Annotated in this window: 11 protein-coding genes and 1 pseudogene; 2 read left to right on the top strand and 10 right to left on the bottom strand. The window is 67.0% G+C overall.

The window, feature by feature from the left end:
- The 4 genes and pseudogenes from B2G71_RS21105 to B2G71_RS21120 all read right to left on the bottom strand — a co-directional run.
- A pseudogene (locus B2G71_RS21105) lies at nucleotides 1-251 on the bottom strand (hypothetical protein); the annotation flags it as partial.
- A 190-nt stretch (nucleotides 252-441) separates the two neighbouring features.
- Nucleotides 442-2,124 (bottom strand): FAD-binding protein, encoded by a 1,683-nt coding sequence (locus B2G71_RS21110; protein WP_098108646.1) that lies wholly within the window; start codon nucleotides 2,122-2,124, stop codon nucleotides 442-444.
- 146 nt (nucleotides 2,125-2,270) lie between these two features.
- A complete protein-coding gene (locus tag B2G71_RS21115; RefSeq protein ID WP_098108647.1) occupies nucleotides 2,271-3,302 on the bottom strand; it encodes an AraC family transcriptional regulator in 1,032 nt (343 codons plus the stop codon).
- Nucleotides 3,303-3,479: 177 nt separating this feature from the next.
- Nucleotides 3,480-4,454: an enoyl-CoA hydratase/isomerase family protein gene (locus B2G71_RS21120; protein WP_098108648.1), complete on the bottom strand. Its 975-nt coding sequence runs from the start codon at nucleotides 4,452-4,454 to the stop codon at nucleotides 3,480-3,482.
- A 171-nt stretch (nucleotides 4,455-4,625) separates the two neighbouring features.
- Between B2G71_RS21120 and B2G71_RS21125 the strand changes: the two genes are divergently transcribed.
- Complete coding sequence (locus B2G71_RS21125) at nucleotides 4,626-5,675, top strand: AraC family transcriptional regulator (RefSeq protein ID WP_098108688.1); 1,050 nt, start codon at nucleotides 4,626-4,628, stop codon at nucleotides 5,673-5,675.
- 160 nt (nucleotides 5,676-5,835) lie between these two features.
- A complete protein-coding gene (locus tag B2G71_RS21130) occupies nucleotides 5,836-6,744 on the top strand; it encodes a hypothetical protein (protein ID WP_098108649.1) in 909 nt (302 codons plus the stop codon).
- Here B2G71_RS21130 and B2G71_RS21135 read toward each other — a convergent pair.
- The 6 genes from B2G71_RS21135 to B2G71_RS21160 are packed head-to-tail and all read right to left on the bottom strand — an operon-like array spanning nucleotide 6,733 to nucleotide 12,455.
- Nucleotides 6,733-7,719 (bottom strand): NADPH:quinone oxidoreductase family protein, encoded by a 987-nt coding sequence (locus tag B2G71_RS21135; RefSeq protein ID WP_098108650.1) that lies wholly within the window; start codon nucleotides 7,717-7,719, stop codon nucleotides 6,733-6,735. The genes B2G71_RS21130 and B2G71_RS21135 overlap by 12 nt on opposite strands.
- Before the next feature lie 11 nt (nucleotides 7,720-7,730).
- The gene (locus tag B2G71_RS21140) at nucleotides 7,731-8,486 is read right to left on the bottom strand and encodes an SDR family oxidoreductase (protein ID WP_098108651.1); all 756 of its coding nucleotides are present in this window, start codon (nucleotides 8,484-8,486) and stop codon (nucleotides 7,731-7,733) included.
- Between the two features lies 1 nt (nucleotide 8,487).
- Entirely contained in the window at nucleotides 8,488-9,807 is a 1,320-nt protein-coding gene (locus B2G71_RS21145) for an acyl-CoA dehydrogenase family protein (protein ID WP_098108652.1), read from the bottom strand.
- Nucleotides 9,804-10,871, bottom strand: coding sequence for a phosphotransferase family protein (locus B2G71_RS21150; RefSeq protein ID WP_098108653.1), 1,068 nt, complete (start codon nucleotides 10,869-10,871; stop codon nucleotides 9,804-9,806). Before B2G71_RS21150 ends, B2G71_RS21145 begins: the two co-directional genes overlap by 4 nt.
- On the bottom strand, nucleotides 10,872-11,309 hold the full coding sequence (locus B2G71_RS21155) for a MarR family transcriptional regulator (RefSeq protein WP_240530272.1): 438 nt from the start codon (nucleotides 11,307-11,309) through the stop codon (nucleotides 10,872-10,874).
- Nucleotides 11,310-11,354: 45 nt separating this feature from the next.
- On the bottom strand, nucleotides 11,355-12,455 hold the full coding sequence (locus B2G71_RS21160) for an alpha/beta hydrolase (protein ID WP_098108655.1): 1,101 nt from the start codon (nucleotides 12,453-12,455) through the stop codon (nucleotides 11,355-11,357).
- Nucleotides 12,456-12,467 lie beyond the last annotated feature (12 nt).

Consider the following 12,467-nt stretch of genomic DNA (forward strand, 5'->3'; position numbering starts at 1 on the left):
CCACAACAGCTCGCCACAGCCCGCCGCGAATGGCCCTGCGCCGTCCCAGAGCCAAAATCGCATTGTTCACGGACGACCAGATCGTCGTAACTCCACGAGAGCCGCGCTTCCCCCTTGCGCATCACCACCGCTTCGGCGGCACCGTAACGCGCGGCGACGTCGCGCAGATAGCCCCCGATGGTATGGGCGCCCTGCCCCGGCTCCTCGGCGAGCGGGCTTCCCACGACGAGCGACAATTGTGATCGATCCACGTTCCCTCCCTTCCGCCGCGAGCGGCGCGCATGGTCCGGCGCGAAGTGTTCGAACTATCACGCGCTTCCGGGCCGGTGAACGCGCGGAAGGCCGCACGGGCGCTTCAGTCAGGGCAATGCGCCGCTGGAGGCAACGCGAGGCGCGGACGATTCAGCCCGCTCCGCGCGATCACTCAGACCGGGCGCGGACTCAAACCTGGTTGCCGAGCCCGGCGGCATGCTTCGCCGCGATCCAGCCGAAGGTCATCGACGGGCCCACGCTCGCTCCCGCGCCAGGGTAGACGCGGCCCATTGGCGAGGCGGTGGTGATGCCGCAGGCGTAGAGGCCCTCGATCGGCGCGCCGCCGGGGCCGAGAACCCGCGAATCGACGTCGCAGACGACGCCGCCGAAGGTACCGACGTCGCCCGGATAGATCGCGATCGCATAATAAGGCGCCTTGTCGATCGGACCGAGCGAGTGCCCGGTTCCCTGCGGGAAGGGATCACCGAGGAAATCGTCGTAAGCGCGTTCGCCGCGATGGAAGTCCTCGTCGATGCCCTTGGCGCAAAAGCCGTTCCAGCGATCGACGGTCGCGCGTAGTGCCGCGGGCGGAACGTCGATCTGCGCAGCGAGCCCCTCGATCGAATCGCCGGTCTTGACCCAGCCCGCCTCGATCCATTTCGAAAGGTTGCGCTTCACACCCATCTTTCCGGCCAGCGGGTATTTGTCCATGTACTGCTGGTCCATGATCGCCCAGCTCGGAACCGAGGGAACCTCGCGGTCGTGCTTGAGCATCGTCTCGCAGAACAGCTCGTACGAGCCGCCCTCGTTCATGTAGCGCTGCCCGCTCTGGTCGACCTGGATCGCGTGCGGCTTGGCGGTGGTGCTCTGCGTGCCCGGCTTGACGTAGTCGGTGTCCCAGCCCGGCGCCATGGTCATCTGGAAGCCGACCATCTCGTCCATCTGCGCCAGAGTGCCGCCGACCCTTTCGAGTTCGCGGTGCATGTCGCCGTTGTTCGATTCGATCCCGTTCGACCACTCGACCCGCGTGCCCGGCAGGTGCTGGTCGCGCATCGCTTGATTCTGCGAGAAGCCGCCCGCGTTGACCAGCACGCCGAGCCGCGCGCCGATGCGGCGCGGTTTGCCGTCGGCGACGGTGATAACGCCAAGCGCCTTGCCGTTCTCCACCAGGATCTCGGAAACCGGGGAATCGACGCGGATCTCGGCGGCCTTGCGATCGAGCACGGCCTTGAGCATGCGCCCTTGCAGCGCGGCCCCGGCGGTGACCCATTTCTTGCCCGTCAGCTTGCCGACCACGGTCTTGAACGCGACCTTGGCGAACATCTTCTTGATGTCCCAGCTATGCTTCATGAAGGGGATCTTCATGCCGTCATCGAGGCGGATCGGCAGTTCGAAGAAGCCCTGCCGCAGCTTGTCGGCCCACGGTCCCAGCTCGGCCTTGTCGAAAGGCAGGGCCGTAACGGTGCGGCTGGTCTTCACGCCGCCGGGAAGCTCGTCGTAATAGTCGGGCCAGAAGCGCGAGCCGCGCTCCATCTCGACGCCCTGGCTGACGATGAAATCGAGCATGCGCGGCGCCTGTTCGGCGTAGGTCCTGCGCCGCTGCGGGCTCGTGCCTGGCGAATCCGGACCATCGGGGACCACCGCGTCAAGGTATTCGACCGCCTTTTCCAGGCTGTCCTCGCCCGGGTCCATGTAGCGGTTGTTCGGAATCCACATGACCCCGCCGGACTTGCACGTCGTGCCGCCGACCCAGGAGGACTTCTCGAGGATGAGGCAGGTCTTGCCCGCCTGCTTCATCAGCAGCGCCGAGGCCATCGAGCCCGCTCCGCTACCGACGACGATCCAGTCGAACGTCTCGTCGAACTCTGCCATGCCTCTCATCCTCCCGCGCCGGCGCAGTTCGTGCTGCGCACCTGTTCAGCATGGATAGACCCCAAGCGGCGCGGCTTGGCAAGCCGCATCGCTTCGCCCATCGCGACGGCGAACAAGCGCGCCCGTTCGCCGCGAACCGGGCAAGGTCATTGCAACAGCTTGCTGCCTTCGCTGAGTGTCGTGAAGGTGCCGGTGTCGCTCTCGCGATCTTCCAGATCGACGCAGTCTCCGCGATATTCACGCGGATTGACCCCGAACACGCGCTTGAACATGCGGCTGAAATGCGCGGGGCTCTTGAAACCGACGCTATAGGCAATCTCGCTGATCGATATGTCGCGCGGGTCGGACGTCGCCAGCCAAGACTTCGCCATCTCCAGCCGCTGCTCCCAGACCAGTTCCGAGAACGAGGTGCCCTTGAGCCGCAGCAGGAAGGAGAGATAGCGCGGGCTGATGCCGCAGCCCTTGGCGACCATCGCGGTCGAGAGCTGGGGATCGGACAAGTGCACCTCGATGAAGCGCAGCACGTCGCGCAGGCGGCGATCGGCGATCGTCTGGCGTGCGGGCGGCGCCTCTGCGCTCGCCTGGACGGCATTGCCGATCAGCCCGAGCGCCGATTCCACCAGGAGCCGCGCCGAGGCGTCGACCAGCTTGCCGTCGTCCTCGAACACCTCGGAGAGAATGTTCTGCGCGATCGCGAATTCGCGCCGCTCCAGCGGCATCACCAGCCCGGTGCTGATGTCCTGGCGCAGATGCTCGCGCAGGATGTGGGTGGGCACCGTGACGTGCAGCACCTCGTGCACCCCGGAGCCATCGGTGCGGCACTCGATGAAGAAGGGTGTCATAGAGCGCGTGATCACCAGATCGCCGGGCTGCGCGACCTTGTTGCCGCATTGGTTCGAGAGCACGAGTTCGCCGTGCCTGACGAACCAGATGATCGCGATGTCGGTCGCGTCCTCGCGGATATGCTGGCGCGACCGGCGAAAATAGAGATTCGACGCGGAGCGCTGGCGGATGATCGATATCGGGCCGACCGCGCGGCGCTCGGACACGACATCGATTTTGGACGCATCCTCGATCCAGAAGTCGCCGCGGTAATATTCCTGCTCGTGATCCCCGCGAAACACGCTCTGACATTCGCGATAGTTGCGCGAATCGAGTGAAAACAAGGTCTCAGCCATTTCCTCTCTCCCGAAGTCGGGCGGCGCCTTGTTCTGCGTTGCGCGCCGTCCCGAAACGTTTCTTTCCGAACATGCCGGAGTTGAATGACTCCGCAGCTAATGCCACGAACTTGCCCCATTGTGCAAGGCGCGCAAGCTCATCTGCAACACGTGCAGTCGAAATTGCGCGCCCTTTCATCAATAGTTGCCCCGGCCGCGCTTCGAGAGCCGCCAGTCGGCGGGATAGTTCTCGTCGTGCCCCTTAACGACTTTGCCGATCCCCTGCTTGAACGTGTCGTCCTTGCCCAGATTGACGTCCGCCGCGCCGTCGTCGGTCATCGCGGGCAGCATGCCCTCGACGAAGCCGGTGAGCAGGCTGCCCATGTATTCGCCGCGGTACTGCTTGTAGAGTTCCATGAAGGTCTTCTGGACCACGACGGTGTCGTTGGGCCGCGTGATCGAACAGGCGTGCGCGTACTTCGCGGTTTCCTCTTCGAGTTTCTCGCGCGGCACGACCGAGTTGACGAAGTTGCAGACCTTCATGTCCTCGGCGGTGAAGGGGCGGCCGGTGAACAGCATCTCCATGAACTTGCGCGGCCCCATCATGTCGGCCCACTGCCACAGGCGCGGCCCCCAACCGGCGTAACGGAACGAGGGATGGCCGAACAGCGCGTCGTCGGAAGCGACGACAAGATCGGCGTCGGCGCACTGATAGAAGTGCCAGCCGTAGCAATAGCCCTTGCACTCGATGATCGAGATCTTCTTGAATTCCTGCAGCGGCCGGTTTCCCGAGCGCGCCTTCGCGTAGTAGTCGGTAAGGCCGTGAAGGTAACGGAACGAACCGGGCGGCGGGTACTTCACGTCCTTGTCCTCGATCTCGAGGTCGACCAGGAAGCTGTCTCCCGGTTGCGGATTGAGGTAGAGATCGCCGTGCTCGTCGAGATCGCCGCCGCTGCCTAGGTTGTCGCCATTGCCGCGGATTACGAGGACCTTGACCTCGTCGTCGATGTTCGCCCTGAAAACCAGCTCGGCAAAGCGCGCGCGCATGCCGATCGTCGCCGTGTTGTGCTTGTCCAGCCGGTCGAAGGTGATCGTCGCGATCTTGGTCGCGGGGTCCTTCTCATAGAGCACATGCGCCTCGGCGGCCTTCTTGTGCTCGGCAATCGTGTCCATTTCCCTCTCCCGATTGGCCGACCTCGCGGGATCGGCGCGTTCGTATTCGCCCGGGTGCTGCCACAGGCAAGCAGGGGGGTATTGGCAATGAATGCAGACATCTCGATAATGCGTGCCAACCGGCAGCACGTACTGACCCATCACGAAGGCCGGGTAACGGGAGCCGATGCGATGACTGAACGCAGCTTCTTCAGCCTCGACGGACCGCTCGACGTCGCGCCGGGCGGCGGACAGGTTCGCGCGGCCAACTTCGCAGGCCTTGCCAATGTCGCGCGTTCACTGGGCCGCGATGCGCGCGGCATTGTCGAACGCCATGGCATGGAGGCGCGCGTGCTCACCGATCCCGAAAGCCTGATCGCGCCGCAGCAGGTCGCGGATACCTTCGAATATTGCAGCACCGTGTTCGACGATGCGCTGTTCGGCCTGCACATCGCGACGCTGCAAGACCCCGAGGTGTTCGGCTGCGTCACCGCGCTGTGCCGCGCCGCGCCGACAGTGCGCGCGGGAATCCGTTGCCTGATCGATTTCCTGCCGGTGGTCCACGCGCCCGATTGCGAGGTCGTGCTGATGGAGGGCCGCGAGACGGCCGAACTCGCCTGGCTGGTCAATACCGACATCGGCGCCAACGACCAGGCGAATTACCAGGCGGCCATGCTCAACGTGAAGCTGCTCAAGGCGATGGGCGGACCCGCCTTCCGGCCGAGCTGGATCAGCCTTTCGGCCGAGCCGCGCGGCTGCGATCTGCCCGAACTCGAGCGCGAACTGGGCTGCAAGGTGCTCAGCCGCCGCAACCGCAATTCGGTCGGATTTCCGGTGCAGCAACTCGAACAGCCGGTGCCGAGCGCCAACCGCCTGCTTTACAAGCTGCTCGGCTCCTATCTGCAGCGCGTGAAGACCGAGCACAGCCAGTCGATCGTCGATCGGGTGGACAGCTACATCCGCGGCTCGCTCGCCTCGGGCAAGTGCACGATCGAGCGCTGTGCCGAAAAGATGGGCACTTCGGTGCGCACGCTGCAATCGCGACTTGCGGCCGAAGGCACGCGCTTTTCCGAGCTGGTCGAGCAACAGCGCGAAAAGCTGGCGCGCGCGCACCTCGCCGAAAACCGGTTGTCGCTCGACGAGATCGCCGATCGGCTCGGTTACGGTGAACAGACCAGCTTCGGCCGCGCCTTCAAGCGCTGGACCGGCATGACCCCGCAGCAGTTCCGCACGGGGCACTAACGCCACTCTTTCGGAAAAGCGCCGCTTTTCCAAACCTTGCGCAGTACTCCACAAGCGCGTGAAAAGCCGGCTTGGTGCGGATCGGGGGCGGGCATAACCTCGCTTGCATGCCGCGCGACAGAGTCGCGCGGCCCGTTCCCGTGATCAGGAGAATGCCGGCATGACCTCGCTTCCGCGCCCCCGACCGCTCGCGCTGACCTGCGCCTTCGCGGCGCTGCTGCTGGGCATGGCTTACATGGCGCTGGCGGGCGCGCCCTTGCGGTACTTCGCCGTCAACGGCGGCGCTTTCGCAATCGGACTCCTGCTCCTTCCGGCGATCGACCGGGCCGGCGTGAATGACGATGTCCCGAGCGGGGCCTTGCCGCTGGTCTTGGCGGTTGGTCTCCTGGCGAGCGCGCTCTTCGCGCAGCCGGTCGGCGGCGCCTCGCGCTGGCTTCTGATCGGCCCGCTGGCAGTTCAACCGAGTCTCGTGGTGCTGCCCGCCATGCTCGTCGCGCATGCGAAACGGCCGGGCCGCCTGGGCGATGGCGCGATGATCCTGGCCGCGCTGGCTGTTGCGCTCCAACCCGACCGAGCGATGGCCGCCGCGCTCGTCGCGGGCCTTGCCGTGCTGCGCCTGTCGAACGGCGCCGCGCGCAGACGCCTCCCCTTCGCCGCAAGCCTGGCGGCCTTCGCGGTGACGATGCTGCGCCCCGATACCCAGCCCGCGATGCCGTGGGTCGACCAGATCCTCTACACCGCTTTCGACGTCGGCCTGCCCGCGGGGCTGGCGGTTCTGGGCGGCTCGGCGCTGCTGCTCGCGCCGGCCCTGCCCGCGCTGCTCACCGATCATCCCGGTCACACGCCGCTGCGCGTGTTCGGCGCCGTGTGGCTGGCGCTGATTGCAGCCGCCGCGCTGGGCAACTACCCGACGCCGATGGTGGGCTACAGCGGCAGCGCAGTGCTCGGCTATGTTCTGGCGCTCGCGGTGCTTCCCCGTCAGCGGGCCGGGACGCGCGACCGGGCGCGCCCGCCCGGCACTCCCTCGCGCCACGACGAGGGACTGGCCTGCGTGCCGCTAGCCGCCTGACGCCATGCGGAGCACGACGCGGCCGGCGGTCCTTCCGCCGAAGGCCGCGTTCATGGCGGCAGCGAAATCCTCGATGTCGTGACGTTCGGCGATCGCGGGGGAGAATATCCCCTCGCCCGCCAGCGCCATGACCGTGCGGCGCAGTTGCTCGGCTTCGGCGGGACGCTTGAGGGCATGGTCGCGCATCTGCACGCCGACGAGGCTGGCGCTCTTGAGCAGCGGCAGGTTGGTCGGCAGCCGGGCGATCCCCGCGGGAAAGCCGATCACCAGATGACGCCCGTCGTAGCCGAGATTGCGGAAGGCAAGCTCGGTCGCATCGCCGCCGACGGGATCGAACACGATATCGACCGGCCGCCCGCCGTTCGCCGCCTTGACCTGATCGCGCCAGTCGTCCGCGCCGGTCCGGACCACCGCATCGGCGCCGCCCGCCAGCGCCACCGAGCGCTTCTCCTCGCTCGAAGCCGAGGCGATCACGGTCAGGCCCAGGTGCTTGCCCACCTGCACCGCCGCGTAGCCGGTGCCGCCCGCCGCGCCGAGCACGAGCAGCGTCTCGCCGGCCTGCGCGCGGGCGCGATAGGCCAGGGCATAGTAAGCGGTCATGTAGTTGACCGGGAAGACCGCGGCGGTCTCGAGATCCATCGCCTCGGGAATCTTGGAAAGGCCCGCTGCCTTGAACAGGTTCGCCTCGGCGAAGAGCCCGCCCAGGCCGCCACAGAACACGCGGTCGCCGACGACGAGCTCTGTGACACCCTCGCCCACGGCCTCCACCACGCCTGCGGCTTCGCTGCCGGGAATGAAGGGCAGCGGCGGGCGGAACTGGTATTGCCCCATCGCGGTGAGCACGTCGACATAGGAGACTCCGGCGGCCCGGAGCGCCACGCGCACCTCGCCCTCGCCCGGCGCGCCGGGATCGAACTCGCGCAGCGCGTAGCTTTCGGGTGGCCCGAAGGCATCGGCGAGGACGGCACGGGGCATTGCGGTTTCCTTCAGTGCTGGCCGCCGTCGCAGCGGACGAGCGAGCCGGTGACGTTGATGGAAGCGGGGCTGGCGAGGAACAGCGCGGCGGTGACGATCTCGTCCGGATCGGCGGCATGGCCGCGCGGCGTCGGGATCGGTCCCTCGCCCTGGTCGGGCCAGGCCTTGACGATGTCGGTCCTGAACGCGCCCGGCGATAGCGTGTTGACGCGCACGTGCGGTGCGTATTCCCAGGCGAGGCTGCGGCTCATCGCGTTGAGCGCGGCCTTCGACGAGCCGTAGGGTACCGTCTGCGGCAACGGCATCAGCGAGCCCGATGACGACACGTTGATGATGCAGCCGCCCGGCCCGCCCGCCTCGGCGCGGTCGAACATCCGCTTGGCCGCCTGCGCGGCGAGCCGGAACGGGCCCTTGAAGTTGAGGTTCACGACCGAATCGAACAACTTTTCGGTCACCTCGTGGCTCGGCATGGCGGGGCTCATCCCCGCGTTGTTCACAAGGATGTCCACAGCCCCGAAGTGGTCCCACGCTGTGTCGAGCAAGGCATCGCACTCGTCCCAGCGCCCGGCATGCATCGAGACCGCGAGCGCTCGTCGGCCGAGGCCGCGCATTTCCTCGCAGACCGTCTCGCAAGCCTCGATCTTGCGGCTGGCGACCACGACATCGGCGCCGCGCTCCGCCAGCGCGCGCACCATGCGGTAGCCGAGCCCGCGCGAGCCGCCCGTAACGACGGCGATCTTGCCGGTGAAATCGAACAGCGGGTCCATTTCAGGAGTCCCCGACGACGGGCTTGCGCGCATCGGGGTAGCGTTCGAGGGCGGCGGCGGTGCGCGTCGGTATGTGTTCGGAGGGGAACATCCCTTCGGCGGGCTTCACCCGCTTGAGATAGGCGCGCGCGAGCTGCGACTTGTGCGCGTCGGTCGGTCCGTCGGCGAAGGCCAGCGCCATGTTGCCCGCGTACCACTTGGCCAGCGGCATATCGAGCGAGATGCCGAGCGAGCCGTGGATCTCGAGCGCGCGCCCGACGACATTGGCGTAGACCGAGGCCATCGCCACCTTGCACATGCCAATGTGCTTGCGGCTGGCACCATGCTTCATCCGGCCCGCCTCGATCTCGTCGATGATCCACGCGGTCTTGAGCACGAGCAGCCGGAACTGTTCGAGCTCGATGATCGAATCGGCGATCTTGGCCTGCACCATCTGGTGCTCGCCGAGCATCTTGCCTTTGGTCGTGCGCGAGACGGCGCGCTCCATCATCATGTCGAGCGCGCGGTTGCACATGCCCACGGTGCGCATCGCGTGGTGGATGCGCCCGCCGCCGAGCCGGGCCTGCGCGACCTTGAAGCCGCCGCCGCGCTCGCCGAGCATGTGGTCGTAGGGAATGCGCACCCGATTGTAGCGGATATGCGCGTGATGGCCGTTCTCCGGATCGGTGTCGCCGGCGATGGCGACGTGGCGCAGGATCTCGATCCCCGGCGTTTCGGCGGGCACGATGAACATGCTCATCCGCTCGGTCAGCGGCGCCTCGGGATCGGTGACCGCGATGACCAGCAGGAACGTGGCAAAGCGCGCGTTAGAGGAGAACCACTTCTCGCCCTCGATCACCCATTCGTCGCCCTCGAGCGTGGCGCTGCAGGTGAAGACCTCGGGGTCGGCCCCGCCCTGCGGCTCGGTCATCGAGAAGCACGAGACGATATCGCCGTCCATCAGCGGGCCGAGGTAGCGCTGCTTCTGCTCGGGCGTGCCGAACAGCGCGAGGATCTCGGCGTTGCCGGTATCGGGCGCGGCGCAACCGAAAATGACCGGCGCCCAGTTCGAACGCCCGATGATCTCGTTCATCAGCGCGAGCTTGATCTGGCCGTAGCCCGGTCCGCCGAGATGGGGCCCGAGATGGCAGGCCCATAGCCCCCGCGCCTTGACCTGGTCCTGCAACGGCTTGAGATGGCGCTTGGCTTCCGCGTAATCCGGGTCGAACTGCGCACCCTGTTCGGGGAACAGCAGGTCCATCGTCTCGCATTCCTCGCGGACGAAGGTCTCCATCCAGTCAAGCTTGGCCTGAAACTCGGGGTCGACGGAAAAATCGATCATGACGCCCTCCGGGCCTGCTCGGCCGCTTCCTTGAAACAGTTTTCGACGATCCGGGCGAAGAACCGCCCGGTCTCCTTGGGCAGCATTCCCGCCTCGGCCTGCGCCACCTTGTATTCCATCAGGCAGCCCGACTTGAACTTGGCGAGGATCGAGAACCACTCGAAGTCGCGGATGTCGCGGCCCGTGCCGGCGCAGTAATAGCGGGCAAGTTCCTGCTTGGTGGGAAAGTGCGTGGGATTGTTGAGCGCGGTTTCGAAAGTGCGATCCGGATCGGCCTCGTCGCGCATGCCGCCGGTGAACCAGCCCATGTCGATCATCGGATCGCCGATCGTCGAGAGCTCCCAGTCGATCATCGCCGCGAGCCGCGCGGGCGGCCCCCATTTGAACATCATGTTGGGCGTGCCGACGTCGCCGTGGATGATCCCGCGCACTTCCTCGGGCAAGCGCGCGTGGCGCAGCCAGTCCTCGGTCTCGGCATAGCCGGGCAGCGTGCGGCCCTCGTAGCCGTAGCGCTGCTTGTAGCTGGCGAGCTGGCCCGCCCAGCGATCGACCTGGCGCTCGAGGAACTTGCCCGGCTTGCCGTAGTCGCCGAGCCCGATCGCCTCGTAATCGACATTGGCGAGCGCGATCAGCCCGTCGACGATCGCGAAGGGGATACCGTATTCGTAGGGCATTGCGTCGAACGGCGGCTCGTTGTGGATCTTCTCATCGCGCAGGTTCGGCGCCCAGCCGTCGACCTTCTCCATGACGTAGAACGGTGCGCCGACGACGCTGTCGTCCGCACACGAACCGTAGCACACGGGGTGCGGCACTTCCGTCTCGTTGAGCGCTGTCAGGATGCGCGCCTCGCGCAGCACGCCGCGCTCGGCGCCGGGCGGCGGCACCGCGGGCGGGCGGCGCATGACCATCGGCCTCTCGCCCCGGGCGAGCGTAAGCACGACGTTCGAGGTGCCGCCAGAGAGCAGCGAGGTCCGCAACGGGCCGTCGCCCAGCTCGGGCACATGCGCGTCGAGCCATTCGGTCAATGGCCCCGGCGGCGCGATCCGATCGAGATCCGCATCCATTCAGTCGTCCTCCCGCACGCGCAACCGTGCTTCCAGTGCCTGCCGCACCTTACGCAGCGCCTCGGCGGCGGCCGCGACGCTGCGTTCATCGAGCGGCTCGGCGATCTCGGCGGCGAGGGCATCGGCTCGCCGGTCGAGATCGCGCTTTATCTTGACCCCCTCGCCGGTCGCGCGCAGCAGCACGGCGCGCTTGTGATCGGGATTGTCGAGCGGCTCGATCAGCCCGGCGGCGATCAGCGAATTGGCCGCGCGCTGGATGTTCTGGCGCGGCTGTCCGAACGATCGCCCGATCTGGGGCACCGTCGGCGGCCGGCTCGCCTCGACGACGGCATTGAGCACGGCAAGTTCGGAATCGTTGAGGCCCACCGTCCGCCGCGCATCGGCGAAAAGGCTCTTGAGCCGTCCGTTGAGACGAATCAGCTCATCCGACAACCCCACGAGAGGGTGTCGCGAATCAGGCTTTCTCTCCACATCGCGAGCGTTTCACTTTGACACGATCGTGTCAATTTTCTTCGCCGACACCTCGTCGAGCATCGTCCTGGCGAGAGCGAGGAACGCCTCGGTTTCGGCCTGCGCCGAGGGTATCGCCTTGCGGTATGTGGCGAAGCCGTGGATCAGGCCCTTTGCCTCGTAGAACGCCACGGGCACGCCAGCCTCGATCAGCTTCGCGCCATAGGCCCGGCCCTGATCGCGCAGCGGATCGAGCGAGGCGGTCACCAACACCGTCGGCGGTAGACCCGACAGATCGCCGAGAATGGGCGAAGCGCGCGGGTCCTTCGGATCGGCGGCATAGTGCTCGGTCATCAGCGCCATTGTCGTGGCGTCGAGCGCATAGCCCTTCGCGAATGCTTCCTGCGAGGGATAGATTCCGGCGAAGTCGGTCGCCGGATAGATCGGGAGTTGCAGCACCACCGGTACGGCGGCCGACGCGTCGCGCAGCGCGGCGGCGGTGACGAGCGCGAGGTTTCCGCCCGCGCTGTCGCCGGCCAGCACCAGTCCGGTAACCTCGAGCCCTAGCGCCGCACCGTTCGCGGCGACCCAGCGTGCCGCCGCCTCGCCGTCGTCGATGGCCGCGGGAAACGGGTTCTCGGGCGCGAGCCGGTATTCGACCGAGACGACCGGCAAATCGAGACGACGCGAGATCTCGGCGGCCAGCCCGGCGTGAGTCACGATCGAGCCGAGCACATAGCCGCCGCCGTGATAGAAGACCATGACCGGCCCGGGCTTCCGCTCGGCGCGCACGTCGAACAGCTTGAGCCGGATCGGTCCGCCCGGCCCGGCCATCTCGAGGTCCTTCTCGACCGCCATCTCGCCGACCGGCAGATCCTGCTGCGCCATCGCCGCCATCGCTTCGGGCGGCAGCTTGTGGAGCTGCTCGAGCACGTCGCGCGTCAGCGGCGGCACGGTCCTGGCGTTGAACGCCTCAAGATAGGCCGCGGTGTCGGGACGCACGAAGGGCGCGGCCTTGTCCTGTGCCGCGACAGCCGCCTGCGCGAGGACCGGCGCCTGCGCGCCGAGCCCCGCCCCTGCAAGCGCCAGCGCGGCGCATGCGGCTGCAAACCTTCCTGGCGAAATCCCCGGCATCCTCGTTCTCCC

The sequence above is a fragment of the Novosphingobium sp. PC22D genome, from assembly GCF_002556635.1.
Classification (GTDB): Bacteria; Pseudomonadota; Alphaproteobacteria; order Sphingomonadales; family Sphingomonadaceae; genus Novosphingobium.